This window comes from Cupriavidus ulmosensis (genome assembly GCF_977008105.1).
The window spans coordinates 2,483,426-2,509,420 of record NZ_CDRMWP010000002.1; the positions used below are offsets into that span (position 1 = coordinate 2,483,426).

General features: G+C 70.3%; 26 protein-coding genes and 1 pseudogene. 17 read left to right on the top strand and 10 right to left on the bottom strand.

Going from position 1 to position 25,995, the window contains the following annotated elements; all coding sequences use genetic code 11:
* Position 1: 1 nt before the first annotated feature.
* Positions 2–382, bottom strand: coding sequence for a hypothetical protein (locus ACWTPI_RS30715; RefSeq protein WP_454733649.1), 381 nt, complete (start codon positions 380–382; stop codon positions 2–4).
* Positions 383–627: 245 nt separating this feature from the next.
* Entirely contained in the window at positions 628–780 is a 153-nt protein-coding gene (locus tag ACWTPI_RS30720) for a hypothetical protein (protein ID WP_231586514.1), read from the bottom strand.
* Here ACWTPI_RS30720 and ACWTPI_RS30725 point away from each other — a divergent pair.
* A complete protein-coding gene (locus ACWTPI_RS30725; RefSeq protein ID WP_454734043.1) occupies positions 767–1,801 on the top strand; it encodes a porin in 1,035 nt (344 codons plus the stop codon). The genes ACWTPI_RS30720 and ACWTPI_RS30725 overlap by 14 nt on opposite strands.
* A 167-nt stretch (positions 1,802–1,968) precedes the next feature.
* On the opposite strand, the gene ACWTPI_RS30730 is transcribed toward ACWTPI_RS30725, so the two are convergent.
* The 4 genes from ACWTPI_RS30730 to ACWTPI_RS30745 form a co-directional block, all read right to left on the bottom strand.
* Positions 1,969–2,310, bottom strand: coding sequence for a hypothetical protein (locus ACWTPI_RS30730; protein WP_020201906.1), 342 nt, complete (start codon positions 2,308–2,310; stop codon positions 1,969–1,971).
* 172 nt (positions 2,311–2,482) lie between these two features.
* Positions 2,483–3,439, bottom strand: coding sequence for a Bug family tripartite tricarboxylate transporter substrate binding protein (locus ACWTPI_RS30735; protein ID WP_454733650.1), 957 nt, complete (start codon positions 3,437–3,439; stop codon positions 2,483–2,485).
* A gap of 69 nt (positions 3,440–3,508) precedes the next feature.
* A complete protein-coding gene (locus ACWTPI_RS30740; protein WP_454733651.1) occupies positions 3,509–4,327 on the bottom strand; it encodes a phosphate/phosphite/phosphonate ABC transporter substrate-binding protein in 819 nt (272 codons plus the stop codon).
* Positions 4,324–5,325, bottom strand: a complete 1,002-nt coding sequence (locus ACWTPI_RS30745; protein ID WP_454733652.1) for an ornithine cyclodeaminase family protein — start codon at positions 5,323–5,325, stop codon at positions 4,324–4,326. Before ACWTPI_RS30745 ends, ACWTPI_RS30740 begins: the two co-directional genes overlap by 4 nt.
* Before the next feature lie 277 nt (positions 5,326–5,602).
* Here ACWTPI_RS30745 and ACWTPI_RS30750 point away from each other — a divergent pair, with 277 nt between their 5' ends.
* From ACWTPI_RS30750 to ACWTPI_RS30790, 9 genes are all read left to right on the top strand, one after another.
* The gene (locus ACWTPI_RS30750) at positions 5,603–6,490 is read left to right on the top strand and encodes a LysR substrate-binding domain-containing protein (protein WP_059412614.1); all 888 of its coding nucleotides are present in this window, start codon (positions 5,603–5,605) and stop codon (positions 6,488–6,490) included.
* A 190-nt stretch (positions 6,491–6,680) separates the two neighbouring features.
* Positions 6,681–7,763 (top strand): ABC transporter substrate-binding protein, encoded by a 1,083-nt coding sequence (locus tag ACWTPI_RS30755; protein WP_082079579.1) that lies wholly within the window; start codon positions 6,681–6,683, stop codon positions 7,761–7,763.
* Positions 7,764–7,776: 13 nt separating this feature from the next.
* Positions 7,777–8,730, top strand: a complete 954-nt coding sequence (locus tag ACWTPI_RS30760) for an ABC transporter ATP-binding protein (protein WP_454733653.1) — start codon at positions 7,777–7,779, stop codon at positions 8,728–8,730.
* 71 nt (positions 8,731–8,801) lie between these two features.
* Positions 8,802–9,575: an ABC transporter permease gene (locus tag ACWTPI_RS30765; protein WP_454734044.1), complete on the top strand. Its 774-nt coding sequence runs from the start codon at positions 8,802–8,804 to the stop codon at positions 9,573–9,575.
* 13 nt (positions 9,576–9,588) lie between these two features.
* Positions 9,589–10,554, top strand: a complete 966-nt coding sequence (locus tag ACWTPI_RS30770; RefSeq protein ID WP_454733654.1) for an ABC transporter substrate-binding protein — start codon at positions 9,589–9,591, stop codon at positions 10,552–10,554.
* 149 nt (positions 10,555–10,703) lie between these two features.
* The gene (locus ACWTPI_RS30775; protein ID WP_029043365.1) at positions 10,704–11,954 is read left to right on the top strand and encodes a SpoIIE family protein phosphatase; all 1,251 of its coding nucleotides are present in this window, start codon (positions 10,704–10,706) and stop codon (positions 11,952–11,954) included.
* Positions 11,955–11,997: 43 nt separating this feature from the next.
* Positions 11,998–12,567: a SiaB family protein kinase gene (locus ACWTPI_RS30780; RefSeq protein ID WP_020201916.1), complete on the top strand. Its 570-nt coding sequence runs from the start codon at positions 11,998–12,000 to the stop codon at positions 12,565–12,567.
* A 22-nt stretch (positions 12,568–12,589) separates the two neighbouring features.
* Positions 12,590–12,979, top strand: coding sequence for a DUF1987 domain-containing protein (locus ACWTPI_RS30785; protein ID WP_020201917.1), 390 nt, complete (start codon positions 12,590–12,592; stop codon positions 12,977–12,979).
* 18 nt (positions 12,980–12,997) lie between these two features.
* Positions 12,998–13,729 carry a GGDEF domain-containing protein gene (locus ACWTPI_RS30790; RefSeq protein WP_020201918.1) on the top strand — a complete coding sequence of 244 codons (732 nt, stop codon included), beginning with the start codon at positions 12,998–13,000 and terminating at the stop codon, positions 13,727–13,729.
* Positions 13,730–13,825: 96 nt separating this feature from the next.
* On the opposite strand, the gene ACWTPI_RS30795 is transcribed toward ACWTPI_RS30790, so the two are convergent.
* Both ACWTPI_RS30795 and ACWTPI_RS30800 read right to left on the bottom strand, forming a co-directional pair.
* Positions 13,826–14,182 (bottom strand): RidA family protein, encoded by a 357-nt coding sequence (locus ACWTPI_RS30795; RefSeq protein WP_029043366.1) that lies wholly within the window; start codon positions 14,180–14,182, stop codon positions 13,826–13,828.
* 32 nt (positions 14,183–14,214) lie between these two features.
* The gene (locus tag ACWTPI_RS30800) at positions 14,215–15,168 is read right to left on the bottom strand and encodes an ornithine cyclodeaminase family protein (RefSeq protein ID WP_020201920.1); all 954 of its coding nucleotides are present in this window, start codon (positions 15,166–15,168) and stop codon (positions 14,215–14,217) included.
* A gap of 232 nt (positions 15,169–15,400) precedes the next feature.
* Here ACWTPI_RS30800 and leuC point away from each other — a divergent pair, with 232 nt between their 5' ends.
* The 6 genes and pseudogenes from leuC (at position 15,401) to ACWTPI_RS30830 (ending at position 22,587) form a co-directional block, all read left to right on the top strand.
* A complete protein-coding gene (gene leuC, locus ACWTPI_RS30805; protein WP_020201921.1) occupies positions 15,401–16,837 on the top strand; it encodes a 3-isopropylmalate dehydratase large subunit in 1,437 nt (478 codons plus the stop codon).
* Complete coding sequence (leuD, locus tag ACWTPI_RS30810) at positions 16,824–17,420, top strand: 3-isopropylmalate dehydratase small subunit (protein ID WP_059412470.1); 597 nt, start codon at positions 16,824–16,826, stop codon at positions 17,418–17,420. Before leuC ends, leuD begins: the two co-directional genes overlap by 14 nt.
* Positions 17,421–17,449: 29 nt before the next feature.
* Positions 17,450–18,520 (top strand): 3-isopropylmalate dehydrogenase, encoded by a 1,071-nt coding sequence (gene leuB / locus ACWTPI_RS30815; protein ID WP_454733655.1) that lies wholly within the window; start codon positions 17,450–17,452, stop codon positions 18,518–18,520.
* 91 nt (positions 18,521–18,611) lie between these two features.
* Positions 18,612–19,751, top strand: coding sequence for a putative 2-aminoethylphosphonate ABC transporter substrate-binding protein (locus ACWTPI_RS30820; RefSeq protein ID WP_454734045.1), 1,140 nt, complete (start codon positions 18,612–18,614; stop codon positions 19,749–19,751).
* Positions 19,752–19,789: 38 nt separating this feature from the next.
* Positions 19,790–20,863: pseudogene (locus ACWTPI_RS30825) on the top strand (putative 2-aminoethylphosphonate ABC transporter ATP-binding protein).
* Positions 20,860–22,587 (top strand): putative 2-aminoethylphosphonate ABC transporter permease subunit, encoded by a 1,728-nt coding sequence (locus tag ACWTPI_RS30830; protein ID WP_454733656.1) that lies wholly within the window; start codon positions 20,860–20,862, stop codon positions 22,585–22,587. The pseudogene ACWTPI_RS30825 and the gene ACWTPI_RS30830 overlap by 4 nt, the downstream one beginning before the upstream one ends.
* 27 nt (positions 22,588–22,614) lie before the next feature.
* On the opposite strand, the gene ACWTPI_RS30835 is transcribed toward ACWTPI_RS30830, so the two are convergent.
* Entirely contained in the window at positions 22,615–23,604 is a 990-nt protein-coding gene (locus ACWTPI_RS30835) for a LysR family transcriptional regulator (RefSeq protein WP_454733657.1), read from the bottom strand.
* A gap of 320 nt (positions 23,605–23,924) precedes the next feature.
* On the opposite strand from ACWTPI_RS30835, the gene ACWTPI_RS30840 reads away from it, so the two are divergent.
* Positions 23,925–24,950 (top strand): Bug family tripartite tricarboxylate transporter substrate binding protein, encoded by a 1,026-nt coding sequence (locus ACWTPI_RS30840; RefSeq protein WP_454733658.1) that lies wholly within the window; start codon positions 23,925–23,927, stop codon positions 24,948–24,950.
* A 30-nt stretch (positions 24,951–24,980) separates the two neighbouring features.
* Here ACWTPI_RS30840 and ACWTPI_RS30845 read toward each other — a convergent pair whose 3' ends face one another.
* The gene (locus ACWTPI_RS30845; RefSeq protein WP_029043371.1) at positions 24,981–25,940 is read right to left on the bottom strand and encodes an ABC transporter substrate-binding protein; all 960 of its coding nucleotides are present in this window, start codon (positions 25,938–25,940) and stop codon (positions 24,981–24,983) included.
* Positions 25,941–25,995: the final 55 nt, after the last annotated feature.

Below are 25,995 nucleotides of genomic sequence, written 5' to 3' on the forward strand. Positions count from 1 at the left end.
TCTACCTGATTTGCGATTGAATGGTGGCGAAGTGCCGGTGCGTCGGGAGGAAAATGGACACCGGTCCGCCCTTTTTGCCTGCCGCCTGCCGGATGGAGGCCCATCTGGGACGATGATCCCTTATCGGCAAATCAGGGAAAACCTTTAGTTGGCCGCCGTCCGTCGCTTGCGCGGAGCACCAGCGGGAAGACGGCGGGAAGGCAGCGGCACCGTGCTCGCCGGGAACGCGCGCATGCCATGCGCGCCCATTGGAGCCGATCTCGATAATCGATACGACGCGCCGCCCCGGAAAAACGAAATAACGGCATCGGGCGGCATCGGCACGTGACATTCGGATAAACAATAAAGAAAAAACCGAATAATCCCGGATCGTTTTTTTCATGACATGAAAACCATGAACTCCATACACTAGCAAGCAAGAACAAAAACGGCGCGACCCATGCGCGATTCCGTCCAGGAGGATCGCCAGCGCCGGACGACGAACGTCAGACGCCCCCATGCATCCAGCACGCCTCGAATGACGACGACCGGGTGGAATCCGTGCCCGGTCGAGCCATAGCCCCTCGGAAAACCACCCGCCGGAGCGCCGCGGATAACCGTCCCGCGCTTTCGCGCAGCATATTTCGTTTAGCCGCCGGCTAAATGTTCTTTGTTGTTTTCCACATAAAGGGAGAGGATTTTGAAACCCGGCATTATTCCGCTTGCAGGTTTATCTTTAATTTCCTGCAGCGCAGTTGCCCAATCGAGCGTCACCCTGTACGGCGTCATCGATACGAGCATTCGCTACACCACCCACCAGGCCACCGGCAACGGGCCCCGCAGCCAGATCGCCCTGACCGAGGGCGCCTTCAACAACTCCAGGTGGGGGATCCGCGGCGCCGAGGATCTGGGCATGGGCAGCAAGGCACTGTTTACGCTGGAAAGCGGCTTCGGCCCGGACACCGGACGAGCGGGACAGCAGGGCCAGCTGTTCGGGCGCCAGGCGTGGGTCGGCCTGGGCAACGACGCCTTCGGGACGATCAAGCTGGGCCGGCAGATGGGTGCGGCCTATCTCTTCGTCATCGGCGTGGACCCCATCACCATCGGCAACTACACGGAACTGAGCTGGCAGACGGCGCTGACGGGACTGCGCTACGACAACACCGTCGACTACAGCAAGCAATGGGGCGGCCTGGGCGTGGAGGCACAGTACTCGTTCGGCGAGCGCGCGGGGCAGATGGCCAGCGGCAGCACCGTGCAGCTGGCCATCACCTATGACGTCGACGCGCTTCACGCGGGGGCCGTCGGCCAGCAATCGAAGGACGCCAACGGGAATGCGATGCGCCTGTGGACGGCCGGCGCCCGCTACGCGCTCGGCAGTTTCACGCTGCATGGCTATTACCTCGACTCCTGGCGCGAGCCCGGCTTCGTGATCGGCGCCAGCGGCAGCGGCACGCCGCTCGCCAACACCAGCATCGGCGGCAATGCCAATACCGTCCTCGGCACCGGCACGCAGACGTCCGAGCGGCGCGACAAGTACGCGGCAGTGGGCGTTTCCTATCAATCGCCGGGGGCGGTCAAGGTGACTTTGGCCTATATGCGCGACAACGTGACGGGGGTCCGCCCCGGCGTATCGGGCCTGGTGCAGTCCGTGTACGCGATCGCCGTGTACAGCTTGTCCAAGCGCACCGATGCCTACCTGGAGGCCGACTACAGCAAGCTGTCGGGCGGCTCCATCACGGATCCGAACAACCCGGCCGGCTCGTTCGGTGGCGCGCGCTCCCGGACCGGCGCCGGCGTGGGCCTGCGCACGCGTTTCTGACCTCGGGGGGCTATGCCCCCCCGACCCGCCCAGGATGGGCGGCCGGCATGAAAAAGCCCGCACGACGAGAAGAATCGTGCGGGCGTGAAGGCGCCGGCAGGCGCACTATGAAGAAGCGGGCTGGCCGAGCCGAGGTTCAGCCAGCGTGCTCGCAGACGGGCCGCCGCTCAGGCAAGGGCGCCGTCGGTGAACGGGTCGCGCTTGTCGATACGCGCGCCATCGGTGAACGGGTCACGCCTGTCGATGCGCGCGCCGTCGGTGTAGGGGTCGCGGGTACCGGCACGCGCCGGCGTGGCCGATACGCCGGTGAGGTCCATGCCGGCGACCAGGTCGCCACGCGGCACCACCTTGCCGGCCCTGGCGCCGTCGGTGAAGGGGCTGCGTTGCTCGATGCGCGCGCCGTCGGTAAAAGCATCCCGCCTGGCACTGGAAGCCTGGGCGCTACCTGCGGCGAAGGCCGCCGCAAGTGCGGCGGCAATGGCAACGGAGACAAAACGCTGGGTGTTCATGATGATTCCTTTCCTCGGAGGGGTACGGCTCCATCCGATCCGTCGTGGGTCGCGATGCCGTATCCGATGCACACAGCTTATGCCTCCGCGGACGATTCTAAAAAGGAATAAAAATCATCATAACCAGTCTGCATTTTCATATGCAAGTCCCGGCGCGCCCGGTCGGCCGTGCTCAGTCCACGGTGATATGGCGCTTGTGGATGACCTCGGCCCAGCGCGCGCTTTCCTTCTGGATGGCCGTGGCCAGTTCGGCGGGCGTGCCGCCGGCGGCGTCCATGCCGACCACGGCGAGCTTGTCCTTGAGCGCGGGACTGGCCAGCACCTGGCCGGCCTGGTGGCTGAGCTGCTGGATCACGTCGCGGGGCGTGCCGGCGGGCGCCATCAGCGCGTACCACGAGACCGCCTCGAACTTGGGAAAGCCCTGCTCGGCGATGGTGGGCACGTCGGGCAGCACGGCGGAGCGCCGCGCGCTGGCCACGCCGAGCGCGCGCAGCTTGCCGGCCTTGATGTAGGGCAGCGCCGAGGAAAGCTGCGCGAACATCATCGTGACCTGGCCGCCCACCAGGTCGGTGATGGCGGGGCTGACGCCCTTGTACGGCACGTGGATCAGCTTGATGCCGGCGTCGAGCTGCAGCAGCTCGCCCGCCAGGTGCGCCTGGCTGCCGGCGCCGGGCGAGGCGAAGGTGAGTTCGCCGGGCTTCTGGCCGGCGAGCCTGAGCAGTTCGGGCAGCGTCCTGGCCGGCACGCCCGCGCTGACCACCAGCACGTTCTCGGCGGTGGCGAGCATGGCCACGGGCGCGAGGTCCGCCTGCTTGTAGGGCAGGTTCGGCATCAGCGTGGGATTCACCGCGATGTTGCCGACCGGCACCACGGCCAGCGTGTAGCCGTCCGGCGGCGCCTTGGCGACCTGGTCCACGCCGATGTTGCCGGCCGCGCCGGCGCGGTTGTCGACCAGCACGTTCTGGCCCCAGGCCTTCGACAGCCCTTCGCCGACGACGCGGCCGAGCACGTCGGCGGGACCGCCCGCGGGGAACGGCACCACCAGCCGCACGGGCTTGGCGGGATAACCTTGCGCGCCTGCCAGCAGCGGCAGGCAGGCCGCCATGAGGGTGAAAAGGAAACGCTTCATCGCAGATACTCGGTTGGTCGGGAAAACGGGGCGGCGCGCGCCGGCAGGCCGCCGGCGCGCGCGCGATGGTCAGGGAACGCCAGTGCCGGTCAGCGCGAAGTCGGCGGCGTCGGCCTCGCGCGCGTAGCCGGCGAGCACGGCGTAGTCGGCCTCCTCCACCAGCGCGAAGCGCGCCAGGCACAGGCTGGCCAGCAGCGCCGCGTTGCCGGCGTCGCGGTGCAGGTCGAGCAGCGCCATGCGGATGCGCGCGGCGGCGGTGTCGCCCAGCGCGGGCGAGGCCACCAGCGCCGGCACCGGCGACGCCGGCGTCACCGCCAGCGTCCTGAGCCGCGCCATGCGCGCGGGCGCGTGCAGGCGCAGCAGGTCCAGCACGTAGCTGTCCACCACGCCCACGTCCGCGCGGCCGGCGAGCACGGCGTCGATCACTTCGTTGGGCGTCGGCGTGGGCGTGTCGGCCGGGCGGTACGGCGCGCGCGTGCCGGGCGCGGCCTGGCGCAGCAGAAAATGGCGCGGCGCGTTGTAGCCCGAGTTGGACTCCGGCAGCATGTGCGCGAGCCGCATGCCGAAGGTGTCCGCCAGCGCCGCGGCCGGCGCGTCGGCCCGCACGATGAACTCGGTGAAATACACCGGGCACTGCCCGTAGCGTTCGGGCGAGGGCACCGGCGCGGCCAGCAGGCGCGGCCGCACCGCGGCATTCACGTAGGGGAAGCCGCACATGAACACGCAGCCGCAGTCGGGCCGCGCCCACAGGGCGCTGACCGGCGCCGGCGCGGCATGCTCCAGGTACGGCAGGTCCACGCCGGCGCGTTGCGCCACGCGCGCGAACAGCTCCCGCCACGCCTGCGCCACCGGCGCGGCCACCGAGTACATGCGTGCGTTGGCGATCATGCGTAGACCAGCCTCTGGCCCAGCCCCATGCGCTCGGCCTTCTTCAGGATGGCGTGGCCCAGCGCGATGTCGCTCAGCGACAGGCCGCGGTGCCAGAACAGGTTGGTCTCGGCGTCGCTCTGCCGGCCCGGCTTGCGGCCGGCGACGATCTCGCCGAGCTCGCCGTACAGGGTCTGCTCGGACAGCTTGCCGGCTTCCACGTGCGCGCGCAGCGAGCCGAGCACGCCGCCCTTGCACTGGCCCCAGTCGTCCACCACCAGCTTGTCCATGATGTCGGTCAGCGACAGCTCGACCGCGCTCATGGTGCCGTAGGGCACCACGAACGCGCCGGGCTTGATCCATTCGGTCTTGAGCATCGGCGTGGGGCGCTCCAGGCGCGAGGCTTCCACCACGATGTCGGCGCCGCGCACGCACGACTCCCAGTCCTGCGTGACCACGATCTTCTTGCCCAGGTCGCGCGCCAGGCGCTCGGCGAAGGCGTTACGGCTTTCCGGGCGGCGCGAGTGCACGCGGATCTCGTCGAAGTCATAGAGGCTGTCGAGCAGGCGCACGTTCCAGTACGCGGTGCCGCGCGCGCCGATGTGGCCCAGCACCTTGCTGTCGCGGCGGGCCAGGTGGCGCGCGCCGAGCGCGGTGACGGCGCCGGTGCGCGCGTCGGTGATGAAGGTGGCGTCGATCATCGCCACCGGCATGCCGGTGCGCGGGTCGAACAGGTTGAGCATGGCCATCTCGGACGGCAGCCCCAGCTTGTAGTTGTCGACGTAGTCGCCGACGATCTTCACGCCGGCCAGCCCCAGCGGCGCCACGTAGCCGCGCAGCACGTTGAAGTGCCCGTTGAACGCCGGGTCCGGCGTCAGGTGCACGCGCGGCTCGATCACGGTCTGCCCGTTGCCCTGCGCCAGCAGGCCCTGCTCGACCGCATCGAGGATCTCCGCGTCGGTCATCGCCAGTCTGGCGATGTCGGGACCGTTGATGTAGGTCAGATGAATGTCGCTCATGCCGTCTCCTGTCTTCAGGTTTCAAGTAAGTGAATGCACGCGCCCGGTGCGTCGCGCGCGGCGCCCGGTGCATCGGCGCCCCATCGGCGTGCCCGGCGGAACCACTGTGGTGCGCGTTTGCCGCCGCGGCGGAAATGCCCGGCGTGGGGCGCCTTCGAGAGCAAGTTTAGGTATCGCGGCCATGAATGTCGTATGCTTATTTGTCCATCTGACTTAACACCATGTTATGGACTGGCGGGGCCCGCCGCGGGCCTTCGCCGGCCGCCCCGCGACCACGATGAAACTCAATCTCCGGCAGATCGAAGTCTTCCGCGCCGTCATGCTCACCGGCTCGATCAGCGCCGCCTCCAAGCTGCTCTACGTGTCGCAGCCGGCCATCAGCCGCCTCATGTCGCACACCGAGCAGCGCCTGGGGCTGGCGCTGTTCGAGCGCATCAAGGGCCGCCTCTACCCGACGCCCGAGGCGCGCCGCCTGCTCGGCGAGGTCAATGCCGTGTACGAGGGCATCGAGCGCGTCAACGAGATCGCCGAGGACCTCGCCGCCAAGCGCACCGGCAGCCTGCGCGTGTCGTGCAACCCCAACCTCGGCCAGACCGTGCTGCCGCGCGCGATCGCCGCGTTCCGCGCGGCGCACCCCGACATCCGCATCGTGGTGCGCACGCAGATCCCCGCCAACATGCTGCGCGCGCTGCTGTCCGGCCAGGTCGAGCTGGCGATCTCCAACATGCCGCTGGCGCACCCCAACCTGGCCGCGCGGCTGCTGGTGCGCAACCCCATCGTGGCGCTGGTGCCGGCCGGCCACCGGCTCGCCGCGCGCGCCTCGGTGCGGCCCGCCGAGCTGGCCGGCGAGCCGCTGATCGGCTACGGCGCCGACGTGCCGTTCGGGCTGCTGGTGCGCGAGATGTTCGGCGGCGAGGACGACCAGCCCGACATGCGCGTGCAGGTGGAACAGGCCCACGTGGCGCGCGCGCTGGCGCAGGCGGGCGCCGGCATCGCGCTGGTGGACGCCATGACCGTGTTCGGCCAGGACTGGCCGGGCATCGTGGCGGTGCCGGTCCGGACCAAGGTCAGCGGCTCGGTGCAGATCTTCCATGTGCAGACCGAGCCGCTGTCGCGGCTGGCGCAGGATTTCGTGGAGACGCTCAGGCGGCTGATGAAGAAGTGAGTGAAGACAAATGAGTGAGGACGCGAGGCCGGCCGCGCGCCGGCTGCATCCACCTGATATTCATAGTTGAAAGCCTTCGTTGGTGGCGCGCCCGCGCTGGCCGATACTCCGGGCTGATCCCCGTCCGCCATCGACGCGCAGGATGCATGCGCTCCCGCGCCGGCAGGACATTCCGACAGGACAACTTCGAATGCCAGCGCCCTCCTCCGCCCCCGGCTCCCGCCGCCTCGTTCTCAAGCAACTGGCCTCGCTGGCCGCCGCCGGCGGCTTCGGCTCCCTGCTGGCGGCCTGCTCGCGCGAAGGCGCGCCGCAGGCGGCCGGCGGCGCGGCAAATGGCGCGGCCGGCGGCGCGCCGGCGGTGGTGGCCAAGGTGGGCGACAAGGTGCGCTTCCGCTACCCGGACAACCCGACCTTCGACTTGGTCTACCTGGCCGAGCAGCTCGGCTATTTCGAGGGCACCAACACGCGCCCGCAGTACATCGGCAAGGTCGCCGCGCCGCAGATCATTCCGCTGACCGGCACCGGCGAGATCGACTTCGGCTCGCGCATGGTGCCGCTGGTGATTTCCGCGGTGGCCAGCGGCGCCGACATCAAGGTGGTGGCGGCCGGCAACAAGACGCTGCAGGACGCGCCGCACATGAAGTACTTCGTGCGCAAGGCCTCCGGCATCCGCCAGCCCAAGGACCTCGAAGGCAAGACCATCGGCATCAACAGCTTCGGCGCGTGCGCGGAGTTCGTCACCAAGACCTACCTGCGCCAGAAGGGCGTGGACGTCACCAAGATCAACTTCGTGGTGATCCCCGACGACCAGGCCGAGCAGACGCTGGCCACCGGCAATACCGACCTGGCCATCATCCACGCGCCGTTCTCGGGCCGCGCCGACCATGCCGACAAGCTGGTGCGCCTGTGGAGCGACTTCGACCTCGACGGCGGCCTGGGCGGCATGCAGCCGTACAGCGCGCACGGCAAGTTCATCCGCGAGCATCCCGAGTCGGTGCGCGACGTGGTGACGGCGCTGGCCAAGGCGGCCAACTGGGTCAACGCCAACCCGGAGGACGCGCGCAAGCTGGTGTCCGAGCGCATCAAGCTGCAACTGGACTACGTGGACCGCTATGCCTACGTGGACAACCTGGTGGTGACCGAGCCGCCGATCCAGTACTACATCGACGTGCTGGAAGCCGAGGGCAAGCTGGCCAAGGGCAAGGTGACGGCCGCCAGCATCTACACCAACGAGTTCAACCCGTTCGCGGCCAAGGCCCAGGCGAAAGCCTGAGAGGCAGCGCATCATGACCGACAAGATTCTCGCGCGCGGCGTGCAGATGGACTACGCCGTGCGCGGCGAGAACGGGCGGCCCGAGAACGTGGCCGTGCTGCAGGACTTCAACCTCGCCATCCGCAACGGCGAGTTCCTTTCCGTGCTGGGCCCGTCGGGCTGCGGCAAGTCCACCTTCCTGAGCATCCTGGCCGGGCTGACCGAGCGCACCGGCGGCCACATCGCCATCGACGGCAAGCCGCTGGCCGGCATCAGCCGCGACCAGGGCGTGGTGTTCCAGGGCTATGCGCTGTTCCCGTGGCGCACGGTGCTGCAGAACATCGAGGTCGGGCTGGAGATCCGCGGCGTCAAGCGCGCCGAGCGGCGCCGCATCGCGCAGGCGCATCTGGAGCTGGTCGGGCTGGAAGGCTTCGGCGAGCGCTACCCGCACGAGATCTCGGGCGGCATGAAGCAGCGCGTGGCGATCGCGCGCTCGCTGGCCTACAAGCCCGAGGTGCTGCTGATGGACGAGCCGTTCGCCGCGCTCGACGCGCAGACGCGCGAGATCCTGCAGGGCGAGCTGCTGCGGATCTGGGAGCAGTACCGCAAGACCATCGTCTTCATCACGCACAGCCTGGACGAGGCCATCTTCCTGTCCGACCGCATCGCCGTGATGACGCGCCGGCCCGGCGCGGTCAAGGCCATCATCGACGTGCCGCTGCCGCGCCCGCGCCAGCCCGAGCTGCGCAACTCCGAGGCATTCGTGCGGCTGCGCCAGCAGGCCTGGGACATCCTGAAGGACGAGGTCCAGTTCAGCGCCGCGGTGCCGCGCCCGCTCGGCGCCACCGCGAACCCGGGCGAGCGCGTGGCGGGCGAGCCTGCCGCAGCCCTTGCGCCCGCTACGTCCGCCGCGTCCACCACATCCGCCGCGCGCGCCGCCACCCCGGCGCCGCTGGCGGCCACCACCGAAGCCAAGGCCGTCCTGTGAGCGATCCCGCCGTCAGCACTTCCGCAGCGCGCCATCCGGCCGCCGCCATCCGCCGGCTTGCCGGCCCTTCGCTGGCCGCCCGCCTGGGCGACCGCGCGCTGGGCCTGGTCGGCATCGTCGGCTTCCTGCTGCTGTGGGAGCTGGTGCCGCGCGCCGGCATCGTCAGCGAGGCCTACCTGAGCCCGCCGTCGCAGATCCTGCCGGCCATCTGGCAGATGGCGCAGAGCGGCGAGCTGCTCAAGCACGTGGGCGCGAGCCTGCAGCGCTCGCTGTGGGGGCTGCTGCTGGCGATCGGCCTGGGCGTGGCGCTGGGCCTGCTGATGGGCTGGTTCAGCCGGCTCGAAGCCATCGCCGACCCCATCCTGCAGCTGTTCCGGCAGACCTCGGCGTTCGCGCTGTTCCCGGTCTTCATCCTGTTCCTCGGCATCGGCGAGCTGTCCAAGGTAGCGATCATCTTCTGGGCCTCGTTCTGGCCGGTGCTGCTGAGCACCATCAGCGGCGTCAAGCAGGTGGACCAGCTGCTGATCAACTCGGCGCGCTCGATGGGCGCGTCGCGCCTGTTCGTGTTCGGCAAGGTGGTGCTGCCGGCGGCGTCGCCGTCCATCTTCACCGGCATCCGCCTGGCCGGCACCTACTGCATCACGGCGCTGGTCGCCGCCGAGATGATCGGCGCGCATTCCGGGCTGGGTTTCCTCACGCTGAATTCGCAGGAGGTGTTCCAGATCCCGGCCATGTATGCCGGCATCCTGCTGCTGGCGCTGCTGGGGCTGGCGCTGAACTTCATCCTGGCCCGCATCGAGCGCCGCCTCACGCGCTGGCGCCGGGGGCTGACCCTCAATGCCTGACGTGTCTTCCACCATGCCGCCGCTCCCGCGCGCGGCGTCACGCGGCGGTCATCCGCGGCTGCCTATACTGGCTGCCGCGCTGGCCGCTGCCGTGACGGTGCTGGCGCTGGCCTGGCTCGGCCTTCCCGCCGTGCTCGGCCGCCTGCCGCTGCGGCTGCCGGTGGAGAGCCTGCCCGCGCCGGCCCTCGACCTGCTGCAGCGGCTGCAGCCCGAGCCGCGCTGGGACGCGCTGCCGCAGGGCCCGGTGCTGGCCGGCGCGCGCCGCCGCGGCGTGCTGGTCGTCGGCGTGCGCGAGTACGCCCGGCCGGCGCCGCCCGGCGCGCCCAACCCGCCCGGGCCGGACGATTTCGACGCCGGCCTGGCCCGTTTCCTGGGCGAGCGCCTGCGGGTGCCGGTGAAGCTGGTCGGGCTGGACGCGGACGGCCGCGCGCATGGCGCCGGCGCGGCGGCGCCGGACCTGGTCATCGCCGGCGCCCGCCCCGGCACCGCCGGCGAGCCGCGCGTGGCAAGCGCCTACGCGGGCGGCAGCGGCCGGCTGATCGCGCTGCGCGGCAGCCCCTACCGGCGCGCCGGGGACCTGGCGCGGCGGCCGGTGTGCGTGGCGCAGGGCAGCCCGTATGCGCGGGAACTGGCCAGCCGCTATCATGCGGCCCCGGTGGTCTATGCGTCGGCGATCCGCGCGGTCGCCGCCTTCATGGCCGGCGAATGCCAGGCGCTGGCCGAGGACAAGCTGGCGCTGGCGCGGCTGGCGGGCCTGCCGGAATGGCGCTTCTACCGGGTGCTGGACCAGGACCTGGACGGCGACGGCGGCGCGCAGATCGGCCTGCGCCAGCCCGACCCGGACTCCGCGGCCTACCTGGACCGCGCGGTGCGCTACTGGGTCGGCGGCGGCGGCCTGGCGCGGGCGCGCGAGCAGCGCGCCGGCGACCTCGCCTACCAGGCCGGCGAGCTGCAAAGCGGCCTGGTCTGCCACGCCTGAACGGCCGCGCTGCCGGCGGCGGCCGGCGCGCGCTCGCGCCATTCGCGAAAGATACCCCCCTTAATCCCCTCTTTTCTTGAAACTGTCACATAGAAGACATACGCCACTTCTAGAATCAGCGACTTCGAAATAATCCGGATACCTTGGCGATGTCTGACGCTCCGGCCGATACCAGCAGGGTCGAATCCCGCGCGGCGCGTTCCCGCTTCCGCCAGCCTTGCGCGGAAGACTTGTGCGTTGCCACGCCGTCGGTGACAACGGAACAGACCAACCAGGACGTGCTGGACGTCTTCGGCAGGCACCGCGACCTCGACAGCCTGCCGGTGACCGAGGACGACCGGCCGATCGGGCTCATCAACCGCGCGATCTTCATGTCGCAGATGAGCAAGCCCTACCACCGCGAGCTGTACAACCGCAAGAGCTGCATCGCCTTCATGGACAAGGAGCCGCTGGTGGTGGACGCGGCCATGAGCATCGAGGCGCTGACCTTCAAGGCGGTGGAATACGGCGAGAAGGCGCTGGCGGACGGCTTCATCGTCGCGCGCGAGGGCCGTTTCCTCGGCCTGGGGCGCGGCCTGCAGCTGATGCGGGTGGTGGCCGACATGCAGGCCGAGAAGAACCGCCAGATCATGCACAGCATCGACTACGCCAGCATCATCCAGCGCTCGATGCTGCGGCCCTCGCGCGAGGCGATGGCCCGCACGCTCGGCGACGCCGGGCTGGTGTGGGAGCCGCGCGACGTGGTCGGCGGCGATTTCTATCACTTCGCGGCGTTCGAGGACGGCTGGTTCGCCGCGCTGGCCGACTGCACCGGGCACGGCGTGCCGGGCGCCTTCATGACGCTGATCGCCTCCTCCATCCTGACCCAGGCCATCGAGCAGCGCGGCCCGCGCGACCCCGGCGCGCTGCTCATGGCGCTCAACCGCGGCATCAAGCAGATGCTCGGCCAGGAAGAGCGCTACGGCGACACCGCGGAATCCAACGACGGCCTGGACGCGGCCTTCTTCTGGTTCGACAACGCCAGCCGGCACCTGTCCTTCGCCGGGGCGAAGAGCGCGCTGTTCGTGCTGCACCCCGGCGACGAGGACGGCGAGATGGTGGAAGGCGAGCGCATGGGCGCCGGCTATCTCGACACGGGCATGGATTTCGCTTGGCGGAACCGCGTGGTGCCGACCGTGCCCGGCAGCGTGGTGTTCGTCACCACCGACGGGCTGGTCGACCAGATCGGCGGCCCCAAGGAGATCGCCTTCGGCAAGCGGCGCATCCGCGAAGCGGTGCGCGCCAGCCGGCATGAGCCGGCCGCGCGCATCAATCAGGCCGTGCTGGAGCAATACAGCGCCTGGCAAGGGCAGCAGAACCGCCGGGACGACCTGACCTTCTTCTGCTTTCGCGTTCAGTAAGCGGGCAGCAAGTCCTGACAACAACGCCAACGACACCACGCCGATGAACGGTACTTCGATTGACAACGAATATGGGGCCTTCTTCAAAATGGCCCGGGAACGCAACGTGATCTTCTACTACGTCGGCTATTTTTCCCAGAACATCATCGCCGCCATGTCGGACGCGGTGCGGCTGCAGCTCGCCGTCAGCGGCGTGGACAACTCGACGCGGCGCAAGCTGTTTTCCTCGTTCGTGGAAATGGCGCAGAATATCGTCCATTACTCCTCGGACGCGCTGACGCCGCCCACCCAGGACACCGACCAGCTCCGCCACGGCTCCGTATGCATCAGCATGATCGACGACCGCTACCGCCTGATGTGCTCCAACCCCGTGGCGATCTCGCGCGTGGCGCAGCTGCGCGCCGCGCTCGAGCCGCTGCGCACGATGACGCTGGACCAGATCAAGCAGGCCTACCGGGAGACCATGCGGTCGGAGTCGCCCGAGGGCAGCAAGGGTGCCGGCCTGGGCTTCCTGACCGTGGCGCGCGACGCCAGCGCTCCCCTGGAGTTCAACTTCCAGCCGATCGATGCGGACCCGGCGTCGACCATGTTCCACCTGGTCGCCACGATCTGAGCAGGACGAGAAAAACAACGTCATGGAAAACCTGTTCATCGCCGCAACCCCGTCCTCGCCCGAGGTGAATTTCGACTTCGCGCAGCATACGCTGTCGCTCAGGGGCGAGTCCTACCCCGAGAACGCCGCCGTGTTCTACGGCGACGTGATCGTGCGCATGCGCAAGTACCTGGCCGCGTGCGAAGACACCGAGGTCACCGTCCACGTGGCGCTGACCTACTTCAACAGCTCCAGCACCAAGGTGCTGTTCAGCATGTTCGATGCCATGAACGACGCCGCCGAGAAAGGCAACCGCGTGATCGTGAACTGGTACCACGACGTCGACGACGACACCATCCTGGAATTCGGGCAGGAGCTGCACGCCGACTTCCCGGCCATCGAGTTCATCGACCACGCCACCACCGCCACCTGAACCGCGCCGATCCGCCGAATGTCCGAGCCCGATCTTTTCGAGTTGGAGAACAGCGCCGTGGCCGGGGCCCGCGCGGTCTTCTGCAATCCGGATGCCGGCGCGCAGGCGTATCGCCGCACGCTCGGCGAGCTGATCGGCCACTACGAGCGGCTGATGCGCGAGACGCGGCGCCTGATCCGGCGCAGCGACCGCGAAGAGCTGGAAATGAACCGGCTCAACCAGCGCCTGCAGGAACTGGCGCGCGAGCTCGAGTTCCGCGCCACGCGCGACACCCTGACCGGCGCGCTCAACCGCGGCGCGGTGATCGAGCAGGCCGGTCTGATCCTGGCCGGCGGCAGCCTGGCGCTGATCGTGCTGGACATCGACCACTTCAAGCGCGTCAACGACACGCTGGGCCACCCGGTGGGCGACGCGGTGATCCGCGGCGTCACCGAATGCCTGACGCAGACCGTGCTGGACGCCGGCATGGTCGGCCGCGTGGGCGGCGAGGAATTCGCCGCGCTGCTGCCGGCGCGCCCGCTCGGCGCCGCGATGGAACTGGCCAACCGCATCCGCGTGCGCATCGCCGACCACACCTTCTCCGAGGCGCCCGACCTGCAGGTGACGGCGAGCTTCGGCGTGAGCTGGAACCCGCGCGGCACCAGCTTCGAATATGCCTACGGGCGCGCCGACGAGGCCCTCTACGAGGCCAAGCGCAGCGGCCGCAACCGGGTGGTCAGCGCCCAGGCGTCCGAGGCGGCGCTGCCTTAAGCGCAGCCGCGGGGGCTGCCTCAGGCACCACCTTCAAGCGCCACCCTCAAGCGCCACTCGGGCGCTGCCCGATGGCCGGGCACGCGCCCCGCCGCGTCAGCCGAGCGCCGCCGTGACGATGAATTCCACCAGCACCCTGGGGTCCGCCATCTCCGCCTGGCAGGTGGCCCGCGCCGGCGCGTGGCCGGCCGGCACCCACGCTTCCCACACCGCGTTCATCGCGGCGAAATCGCGCGGCAGGTCCTTCAGCCAGATCTGCGCCGTCAGCAGGCTGGACTTGTCGCTGCCGGCCAGCGCCAGCACGCGCTCGATCTCCGCCAGCGCCTCGGCGGACTGGGCGGCGATGTCGCCGTCGAGGTCGGCGGCGATCGCGCCGGCCAGGTAGACGGTATCGCCGTGCACCACCGCGTGGGACATCCGGGCGCTGGTTTCGAACCGTTGAATGCGAGTCATGCGTTTTTGCTCCGTGGTTGGTATCAGTGACATTATCCGCGCGGCGCCGCGCTCAGCTGCTGGTAGGCCAGCCGCGCGGCGGCCAGGTCCTCCAGCGCCGTCCCGACGGCCTTGAACACCGTGCGCTCGCGCGCCGCGCCGCGTCCGGCGGCGGTGCCGCGGGCCAGGCCCGCGAGGTCGCCGCGGATCGCTTCCGGCGCGAGGCAGCCCGCCGCGAAAGCGTTGATCAGGTCGCCGGACTTCGCCGTTGCCTCCGCCGTGTCGACCCATACGCCCGCGCCGGCGAAGCAGGCCGGCTCGGCCTCGGTCATGCGCGGCGTGAAGCTGCCGATCAGGTCCAGGTGGCTGCCCGGCGCCAGCCAGTCCGCGCGGATCAGCGGCGCGGTGGCCAGCGTGGCGCAGCTGACGATGTCCGCGGCGCGCGCGGCCGGCTCCAGGTCAGCGGCCGCCACGGCCGGATAGCCCTGTTCGCGCAGGCCGTGCGCGCAGCGCTGCGCGGCCTCGGCATCGACGTCCCACACCGCGATGCGCTCCAGCGGGCGCACGCAGGCCATCGCGGGCGCCACCAGGCTGCCCACGCGGCCGGCGCCGACCACCAGCAGCGCCTGCGCGTCGGGCCGCGCGAGGAAGTCGGCGCCGAGCGCCGCCGCCGCCGCGGTGCGCCGCGAGGTGATCTCGTTGCCGTCGAACATGGCCAGCGGCACGCCGGTGCGCGCGTCGTAGAGCATGTACGTCGAGTGCAGGCCCGGCAGGCCGCGCGCGGCGTTGCCCTCGTAGATGTTGACGATCTTGACGCCGTAGAAGCCTTCGGCGTCCCACGCCGGCATCAGCAGCGAGATGCCGGCGTCGGGCGCGCCGGCCTCGCCGATGGCGTGCGTGTGCCGCAGCGGCACCGTGGCGCCGGCGACGAATGCCTCGCGCAGGGCCCGGATCAGCAGCGGAAACGGTAGCAGGGATTTGAGCAGGGCGGCATCGGGTTGCAGCAACGGGGACTCCTGGCGGCGAGGGGTGAAAGCAGGGGGTGAAAACCGGGGATGAAAGCCGGGGCGAGGCGCTGCGCGCGCCCCACGCCGGACCGGGACTCATCGTAATCACCGCCGCGCCGGCCTGCCATCGTCATTCGCGTTGGCAGCCTCGCGAATCGGCAATATACGAAGCCGGAGCCGCTATGCATGATGCTGGCCATACACATGTCCCACGAGCCCTCCGATTCGCCCCATGCCGCTCCCCTCCCCTGCCGCGCAGCCGCTGTCGCTGTTCGAGAAGATCTGGCAAGCCCATGTGGTCCTCGAGCAGGCGTCCGGCCAGACCCTGCTCTATGTCGACCGCCACTATCTCAGCGACGACCTGCCCGCCGAGTCGTACCACACGCTGAGCCGGCGCGGCATCCCGATCCGCCGGCCGGCGGCCACCGTCGCCATCCCGGACCACTACGCGCCGTCGCACAGCACCCGGCTCGCCGACGTGATCGATGACGACCGCCGCGACATGGTGGCGGGGCTGGCGGCGCAGGCCGCGCGCAACGGCATCGTCCACTTCGGCCTCGGCGACCGGCGCCAGGGCATCATCCACGTGGTGGGCCCCGAGCAGGGCATGACGCTGCCGGGCATGACCGTGGTCTGCGGCGACAGCCATACCTCCACCCACGGCGCGTTCGGCGCGTTCGGCTTCGGCATCGGCGCCAGCGAGGTCAGCCACGTGCTGGCCACGCAGACGCTGTGGCAGGCCAGGCCGAAGACGCTGCTGGCGCGCTTCACCGGCATGCCCGCGCCGGGCGTGACCGCCAAGGACCTGGCGCTCGCGTTCATCCGCCAGGTCGGCGTGGGCGGCGCGGCCGGGCACGTCGTCGAGTATGGCGGCGCGGCGGTCGAGGCGCTGTCGGTCGAGGGCCGCATGACGCTGTGCAACCTCTCGATCGAGGCCGGCGCGCGCGCCGGCATGGTCGCGCCCGACGCCACCACCCTCGCCTATCTGCGCGGCCGGCCCTTCGCCCCCGCGGGCGCCGAGTGGGCGGCCCGCAGCGCGGCCTGGCTGGCGCTGCGCGGCGACCCCGGCGCGGTCTTCGACCGCACCGTGACGATCGCCGCCGACGCCATCGTGCCCCTGGTGTCCTGGGGCACCGACCCGTCGCAGTGCTGCGGCATCGACGAGCGCATTCCCGAGCTCGCGCAGATCGCCGACGCGGACCGCCGCGCCGCGGTGGACCGCGCGCTGGCCTACATGGGGCTGGAAGCCGGCAGCGCCCTGCTCGGGCTGCCGGTCGACCGGGTCTTCATCGGCTCGTGCACCAACGGCCGCATCGAGGACATCCGGCTCGCGGCCAGCGTCGTCCGCGGGCGCCGCGCGAAGGTGCCGGCGCTGGTGGTGCCCGGCTCCGGCCTCGTCAAGGCGCAGGCGGAGGCCGAGGGCCTGGACCGCGTGTTCACCGCGGCCGGCATGCAGTGGGGCACGCCGGGCTGCTCGATGTGCCTCGGCGTGAACGGCGACATCGGCCGCCCGGGCGAGCGCTGCGTCTCCACCACCAACCGCAACTTCGTCGGCAGGCAGGGGCCGGGCGTGCGCACCCATCTGGTCAATCCCGGCATGGCCGCCGCCGCGGCCGTGCACGGCTGCCTGGCCGACTATCGCGAGGAGCTGATCCATGCAGCCGTTTGAGCACGTCCACGGCATCGCCGCGCCGATGCGCGAGGCCGACATCAACACCGACCAGATCGTGCCGGGCCGCTTCATGCACAAGGTGCGCGAAGACTACGGCCGCTACTGCTTCCACGACCTGCGCTTCGATCCGCAGGGCCGGCCGCGCGCCGGCTTCGTGCTCAACCAGCCCGCGTTCGCCGGCGCCTCGGTGCTGGTGGCCGGCGCCAACTTCGGCTGCGGCTCGTCGCGCGAGCATGCGGTGTTCACGCTGGCCGACTATGGCTTCCGCGCCATCCTGGCGCCGGGCTTCGGCGACATCTTCTTCAACAACTGCTTCCAGAACGGCGTGCTGCCGGTGGTGTTGCCGGCGGACTTCGTCGAGCACCTGTTCGCGTGCATCGAGGCCATCCCGCGCGCGCGCATCGCCGTGGACCTGCCGCGCCAGCAGGTGACGGCGCCCGACGGCCGCGCGTGCGGCTTCGACATCGACGCCTTCCGCAAGCACTGCCTGCTCGAAGGCCTCGACGACATCGACGTGACGCTGTCGATGGCCGGCGCGATCGACCGCTTCGAGCAGACCCGGCAGACCCGCTTTCCCTGACCTCTCAAATCCACAGCGAGCCTTTTGACATGAAAATTGCAGTACTTGGCGGCGACGGCATCGGACCCGAAGTGACCGCGCAGGCGGTGAAGGTCCTGCGCGCGCTGGCATCCCGCGGCCTTTCCTTCGAACTGACCGAATGCCTGGTCGGCGGCGCGGCGTACGACCAGAGCGGGCATCCGCTGCCCGCGCAGACGCTGGCGGCGGTGCAGCGCGCCGACGCGGTGCTGTTCGGCGCCGAAGGCGGCTTCCAGTACGAGACGCTGCCGCGCGGCCTGCGCCCCGGCGACGCGCTGCTGACGCTGCGCAAGGCGCTGGACCTGTTCGCCAACTACCGGCCCGTGGTGGCCTTCCGCGAGCTGGCGGGCGCGTCGTCGTTCAAGCGCGAGGTCGTCGAGGGCCTCGACCTGCTGATCGTGCGCGAGCTGACCTCCGACCTGTATTTCGGCGAGCCGCGCGGCATCGTGACGGAAAACGGCCGCCGCGTGGGCATCAACACCATGCGCTACACCGAGGACGAGATCGCGCGCGTGGTGCGCGCGGGCTTCGAGGCGGCGCGCCGGCGGCGGCGCAAGCTGTGCTCGGTGGACAAGGCCAACGTGCTGGAAAGCATGGAGCTGTGGCGCGCGGTGACGGAAGAGGTGGCGCGCGACTACCCGGACGTCGCGCTGACGCATCTCTACGTGGACGCGGCGGCGATGGCGCTGGCGCGCAACCCGGGCCAGTTCGACGTGATCGTCACCGGCAACCTGTTCGGCGACATCCTGTCCGACGAGGCCTCGATGCTGACGGGCTCGATCGGCATGCTGCCGTCGGCCTCGGTCAACGCGCAGGGCAAGGGCCTGTACGAGCCCGTGCACGGCTGCGCGCCCGACATCGCGGGCAAGGACATCGCCAACCCGCTCGGCTCGATCCTGTCGGCCGCCATGATGCTGCGCGACAGCGCCGGCCAGCCCGAAGCCGCCGCGCGCGTGGAAGACGCGGTGCGGCGGGTGCTGGCCGACGGCCTGCGCACCGCCGACATCCACGAGCCCGGCTGCACGCTGGCCGGCACCGCGGCGATGGGAGACGCCGTGGTGGCCGCGCTGCTCGACCACTGACACGGCCAACGACGCCGGCGGCCCGCCCGGCCGCGACCACGATCCCTTCCTGCCAACGCCGTACAAAACCAGAGGATCCACTGCCATGCACATGCTGAACCCGACCCCCGAACGGCGCCCCGCGCGCCCGGCCTTGCGCTTGACTTCGCGCTTGGCTTCGCACCTCACGCCGCGCTTCACGTCGCGACTGGCCTCGCGCCTGCTGCTGGCCGCCTCGGTCCTCGCCGCCGCCGCGGGCGCCGCCCACGCGCCGGCCGCGCTGGCCCAGGCCAGGACCACGCTGACCGTGTACACGACGCTGGAAAAAGAGCAGCTCGCGCCCTACAAGGCCGCCTTCGAGAAGGCGCACCCCGAGATCCAGATCGCGTGGCTGCGCGACAGCCCCGGCATCATCCTCGCGCGCCTGATCGCGGAGAAGGACGCGCCCAAGGCGGACCTGCTGTGGGGCGTGCCGTCGATGCACATCCTGGCGCTGAACAAGCTCGGCCTGATCCAGCCCTACGAGCCCAAGGGCTACGCGCAGCTCAAGCCGCGCTTTCGCGACACCGCCAACAAGCCGCCCGTCTACACCGGCAACGAAGCGTGGATGACCATGATCTGCTTCAACACCGTGGAGGCCAAGAAGCGCAACCTGCCGGCCCCGGTCACGTGGTCGGACCTGGCCAAGCCGATCTACCGCGGCCAGATCACCATGCCCAACCCGGTCTCGAGCCAGACCGGCTATCTCGGCGTCAACCACTGGGTGCAGAGCATGGGCGAGGACGCGGCGTGGAAGTACATGGACGGCCTGCACGCCAACATCGCGCTCTACACGCACAGCGGCTCCAAGCCGTGCAAGCTGGCGGCCACGGGCGAATACGTGATCGGCATCTCGACCGACATCACCGCGCCGCAGCTCAAGAGCAAGGGCGCGCCGATCGACATCATCGTGCCGGCGGACAAGCTCGGCTGGGACATCGAGTCGACCGCCATCATGAAGGGCACGCCCAGGCTGGCGGCGGCCAAGGTGGTGGCGGACTGGATGACCACCCGGGAGGCCAACGAGCAGTTCAACAAGTTCATGGCCGTGGTCTCGCACCCGGACGTGCGCCAGGTGCCGCCCAACTATCCGCCGAACGCCGAGGCGATGATGGCCGACGACAACGTCGCCAGGGCCGTGGAGAACCAGACCCGGCTGACCAACGAATGGACCCGGCGCTACGACGGCAAGTCCGAGCCGAAGCCCAACTGAAGCGGGAGCGCATCATGAACCCAGCCTCCGCCGGACCGATGCTCTCGCTGGAGCGCATCGCCAAGCGCTTCGGCAGGACCGACGTCCTGCACGACATCAACCTGGCCGTCGCCGAAGGCGAGTTTCTCTGCTTCCTCGGGCCGTCCGGCTGCGGCAAGTCCACCCTGCTGCGCATCATCGCCGGGCTGGAGGCGCACAGCGGCGGGCGGCTGTTCAAGCGCGGCGTGGACATCTCGCGCCTGCCAGCCGCCGCGCGCGACGTCGGCATCCTGTTCCAGTCCTACGCGCTGTTCCCGAACCTGACGGTGGCCGAGAACGTCGCCTACGGCCTGGTCAACCGGCGCATGGCGCGCGCCGACATCGCGCGGCGCGTGGAGGAGCTGCTGGCGCTGGTCGGCCTGCCCGGCATCGGCGGCAAGCACCCGGGCCAGCTGTCGGGCGGGCAGCAGCAGCGCATCGCGCTGGCGCGGGCGCTGGCGCCTTCGCCGGGCATCCTGCTGCTCGACGAGCCGCTGTCCGCGCTCGACGCCAAGGTGCGGGTGCACCTGCGCCAGCAGATCAAGCAGCTGCAGGCCGCGCTGCGCCTGACCACCATCATGGTCACGCACGACTAGGAAGAGGCGCTGACGATGGCCGACCGCATCGTGGTCATGAACCACGGCGCGATCGAGCAGATCGGCACCCCGGCGGAAATCTACCGCCACCCGGCCTCGCGCTTCGTCGCGGATTTCGTCGGCAAGATGAACTTCCTGCCGGCGCGGCGCACCGGCGACGCGCAGGCGCTGGCCGGGCAGACCGTGCTGCGCCTGCCGCCGCAGCCGGGCGCGCGCGAGGGCGAGCCGGTCACGCTCGGCTTCCGCCCCGAGGAGGTGTGTTTCCGCGGCCTGGGCGAGGACGCGCCCAACAGCTGCGGCGCGCGCGTCGCGCAGGTGGAGTTCCTCGGCGCGACGTGGCGCGCCACGCTGGCATGCCCGCAGCTCGGCGACGTGCCGGTGATGGCCGATTTCTCCAGCGACGACGCCCGCACGCTGGGCCTGCACGCCGGCCAGCACCTGCGCGTGGCGATCCGGCCCGAGCACCTGCACCTGTTTCCCGCGGGAGAGCCGGCATGACGTTCGCCTCACGACTCGACGGCGCGGCGCCGGCCGCGCGCGCCCGGCCGCGCCCGCGCGGCCTCCCGGAGCGGGCCGTCGCCGGGCTGCTGCTGGCGCTGCTGTGCGCGGTCGCGCTGGTGCTGATCGGCATGCCGCTCTACGCGGTGTTGTCGAAGAGCCTGCAGGATGCCGCCGGACGCTTCGCCGGGCTGGCGAACTTTGCCGCCTACGTCTCCAACCCGGGGCTGGTGGCCTCGCTCGGCAACACGCTGATCGTGTGCGCGCTGACCACCGCCATCACGCTGCCGCTCGCGTTCCTGTACGCGCTGGCGCTGGTGCGCAGCCGGCTGCCGTGCAAGGCGCTGTTCAAGGGCATCTCGCTGCTGCCGCTGCTGGCGCCGTCGCTGCTGCCGGCGATCGCGCTGACCTACATGTTCGGCAACCAGGGCTATCTCAAGTCCTGGCTGGGCGGCCATCCGGTGTACGGGCTCATCGGCATCGTCGCCGCGCAGGTGTTCTACTGCTTCCCGCACGCGGTGCTGATCCTCGCCACCGCGCTGGGCCTGTCCGACGCGCGCATGTACGAGGTCGCGCGCTCGCTGAACACCCGGCCGCTGCGCGCGTTCCTCACCATCACGCTGCCGTCGGCGCGCTACGGCCTGATCAGCGCGGCGTTCGTGATCGTGACGCTCTCGGTCACGGACTTCGGCATCGCCAAGGTCATCGGCGGGCAGTTCAACGTGCTGGCAATCGACATCTACAAGCAGATCATCGGGCAGCAGAACTTCCAGATGGGCGCGGTGGTGGGCGTGGTGCTGCTGGTGCCGGCCGTGCTCTCGTTCGTGATCGACGCCGTCGTGCGCCGCCGCCAGCGCGCGCTGCTGAACGCGCGCTCGGTGCTGTACCGGCCCGAGGCGCGCCCGCTGTTCGACGGCGTCATGGGCGCGTTCGCGGTGGTGGTGGCGCTGGCGATCCTGTCCATCGTCGGCACCGCGGTGTTCGCCTCGCTGGTCAAGCTCTGGCCCTACGACCTGAGCCTGGCGCTGGGCAGCTACGATTTCGCCGCCTACGACAGCCTGGGCTGGGGCGCCTACTACAACAGCCTGGCGGTCGCGGCCTGGACCGCGGTGGCGGGCACGGTGCTGGCCTTCGGCGGCGCGTACCTGGTCGGCAAGATCAAGGCCTTCCGCGCGCTGCGCCAGCTGCTGCATTTCCTGGCGATGCTGCCGCTGGCGGTGCCCGGGCTGGTGCTGGGGCTGGGCTTCGTGTTCTTCTTCAACGACCCCGCCAATCCGCTGTCGGCCATCAAGAGCAGCCTGTGGCTCATGACGATGTGCTGCGTGGCCCATTACTACACGGTGCCGCATCTCACCGCGCTGACCGCGCTGCAGCAGATCGACGGCGAGTTCGAGGCGGCCTCGGCCTCGCTCGGCGTGCCGTTCTGGACCACCTTCCGCCGCGTCACGGTGCCGATCTGCCTGCCGGCCATCCTCGACATCGCCACCTATTTCTTCGTCAATGCCATGACGACGGTGGCGGCGGTGATCTTCCTCTACGAGCCGCTCAGCATGGTCGCCTCGGTGGCGGCGGTGGCGATGGACGATACCGGCGACACCGCAGCGGCGTGCGCGATGGCGGTGATGGTGCTGCTGACCTCGGCGCTGGTCAAGTTCGCGCAGTCGATGCTGGCGATGCTGCTGGGGCGCCGCGCCCAGGCCTGGCGCCACGCGGGCCGGGACTGACGCGCGGCGCGCCGGCCTTGCGGCGGGTCAGGTGCCGCCGGTCAGGTGCTGGAACATCAGCCGCGTCGCCACCGGCTGCTGTTCCAGGTCGCGCACGCACACCTTGTAGTGCCGGTCCACCCAGTTCTCCAGCAGGCCGAGCGCGACCACGCCGGCCTGCGGCGACAGCCGCACCGCGTAGCTGTGCGGCACGATGCCGACGCCGAGCCCCGCCTGCACCATGCGGCACACCGCGTCGTAGCCCTCCACGCGCACGTGCGTGCGCGGGGTGATGCCGAGCTCGGCCGCCTGGCGCAGCAGCAGCGCCTGCAGCGCGCTGGTGGCCTCCTGCTCGACCATCTCGTGGTCGAGCACGTCGACGTAGCGCACCGCCTCGTGCGCGGCCAGCGGATGGCCGGCCGGGACCACGGCGACGAGCCGGTCCGAATAGCACGGCACCACCTTGAGATGCGGTGCCGGCACGTCGCCCCAGAAGATCCCGATGTCCGTCGCGCCGTCCGTGACGGCCTGCACCGACGCCGCGCTGGTGGCCGCGGCCAGGTCGATGCGGATCTCCGGATACAGCCCGGTGAAGGTCTTCAGCGCGTCGGGGAAATAACCGAACAGCGCCGACTCGCTCGCCAGCATGCGCACGTTGCCGCGCACGCCGTCGGCGTAGTCGAACATCTCGCTCTCGAGCTCGGCGAGATTGCGCAGCATGGTGCGCGCGTGGTTGAGCATGGCCAGCCCCGCCACGGTCGGCTCCACGCCCTTGCGATGGCGGATGAGCAGCTGCGTCTGCGTGGCATGCTCCAGGTCGGCGATGCGCTTGCTGACGGCCGAGGGCGCGATGAATTCCCGCTCGGCGGCGCGGTTGATGCTCTGCTCCTCGACGATCGCCACGAACAGCTTCAGCGTGACGAGGTCGAGGCGCGACACCAGACCGCCGTGATGCCGGCCGCGCGCGGCCGGCCGGCATTGGCCCGGCGGCCTGGCGGCATCGGTCTGGGTATAGGTGGGCTTGACTGGCAGGTTCATGTTGGGCAAACACGGAGCAAGGTCCGTGCCCGGGCTCCGTGGGAGGTGACGCCGTGCGAATGGCTGCACGATCCGACGATGTGCGGGCCGCCGTCAATCCGGGTTCCTACCAAGCGCCACAGGACACGCCACTGCGCGCGTCATCGAGTGCGCCACCGCGCGCGTCACCATTGCGGTGCACTCGCGGTTGACGATGCCACGCTCGCGAAACACGTATTTGCGCCGGCCACCGATGCGACGATCATTGATCACCGACCGCGCGCCACGGAGCGCGCGGCGCGCATCGTCCCGTCATGTCCTCTGCCATAGGAGCCAAGCCAATGCACCACGCCGTGTCCGAATCCTGCCCCACCCGCCTCGCCCGCAGGCGGCGAGCGCTGCGCCGCATCGGCGCGGGCGCGCTGCTGGCCGCGGGGCTGGGCGCGGCGCCCGCCGGCACGGCATGGGCACAGAGCGACAACACCGGGCCGCTGCGCCTGATCGTGGCCTATCCGCCCGGCGGCTCGGCCGACATCCTCGCGCGCATGCTGGGGCAGAAGCTCGGCCAGATCCTGAACCGCACCATCGTCGTCGACAACCGCGCCGGCGCGGGCGGCATGATCGGCCTCAACGCGGCGGCGCAGGCCGCGCCCGACGGCAACACGATCTACCTGTGCGCGCTGACCACGCAGATCATCGGCACGCTGCTCAACAAGAACGCGCGCTACGACGTGGTGCGCGACCTCGAGCCGGTCGCGCTGATGGCGAGCGCCCCGCACGTGCTGGTGGTGCACCCGTCGGTGCCGGCCAGGGACTTCAAGGAATTCGCCGCGTGGCTGAACAGCCGCAGCGGCAAGGTGGACTATGCCTCGGGCTTCGGCACGCTGTCGCACCTCGAAGGCATCCTGCTCGGGCAGAAGCTCAACGTGAAGCTCAACAACATCCCCTACAAGGGTTCGTCGCAGGCGGTCACGGACCTGCTCTCGGGCACGGTGTCGTTCATGTTCGACAGCATTCCGTCGTCGCTGCCGCTCATCAACAGCGGCAAGGTGCGCGCGATGGCGGTGGCGTCGACGCAGCGCATGCCCGCGCTGGAACAGCTGCCGACGCTGGTCGAGGCCGGCATTCCGGGCTACGACGTCAACAACTGGTTCGGCCTGTTCGCGCCGAAGGGCACCGCGAAGCCGATGATCGACGCGGTCGACCGCGCCGTCGCCGAGGTGCTGAAGGACAAGGACTTCACCGCGAAGATGGCGCAGAACGGCTACACGCCGAAGTACGGCTCGAGCGCGGAGCTGGCGCGCGTGGGCGCCAGCGACGTGAAGCGCTGGGGCGGCGTCATCCGCGCGGCCAACCTGTCCTTGTGACCAGGCCCCGGCCCGCGCCGCCTACGCCGCCTACGCCGCCAGCGGGAAGCCGGTGTCGAACGTGGTGCGCACGTCCAGCCGCTGCTTGAGCAGGCCGGCCTTGAGATAGAAGTCGGCGGTGCGCTGCTGCTCGGCGATCAGCGCGGCGTCGATGTTGCGCCACTGCGTGCGGCGCCGCTCGAACTGCAGCCGCGCGGCCTCGGGCGGGATGCCGATGATGCGCGCCAGCGCCGCGGAATAGCTGTCCACGTGCTGGTACGACCATACCTGCGCGCGCGCCGCGCGCTGCAGGAAGTCGCGCAGCACCTCGCGCTTGGTGGCCAGCGCGCTGTCGGTGGCGGCCAGGTAGCTCAGGCCCGACCACAGGCCGCGGCCGCTGACCAGCACGCGCGCGTGGCCGCTGGTCTCGGCCAGCGCGGTGTAGGGTTCCCAGGTCGCCCAGGCGTCGATCGAGCCGTTGACCAGCGCGAGCTTGGCGTCGGCCGGCGGCAGGAAGCGGATGTTGGCGTCCTCCGGCTTCAGCCCGGCCGACTCCAGCGCCTTGAGCGTGACGAAGTGGCCGATGGAGCCGCGGTTGGTGCCGATGTTCTTGCCGCGCAGGTCGGCCGCGCTTTTCCACGGCGAATCCGCGCGCACCAGCACCGCGGTGCCGAACGGGTCCGAGCGGTTGGCGCCGATGATCTTGATGGGCGTGCCGGCGGCCAGCGCGAAGATGGCCGGCGCGTCGCCGATCGGGCCGGAGTCCACCGCGCCCGCGTTGAGCGCCTCGGCCAGCGGCGCGGCGGCCGGGAACTCGGTCCACTGGATGTCGTAGGACAGGTTCTTGAGCTCGCCGGCGTTCTCCAGCAGGGCGCGCAGCCCGCCCTTCTGGTCGCCGGCCTTGAGCACCGGGCGCGCCTGCGCGCGCGCCGCGAACGGCAGCGCGCCGCTGGCCGCCGCCGCGCCCGCGGCCACGCCGTAGCGCAGGAATCGCCGCCTGGATGCCGTCATGTCCTGCTTCGCCGTCTCCGTCTGCCGTGCCATCTGCTGTGCCATCCTCCGCGTC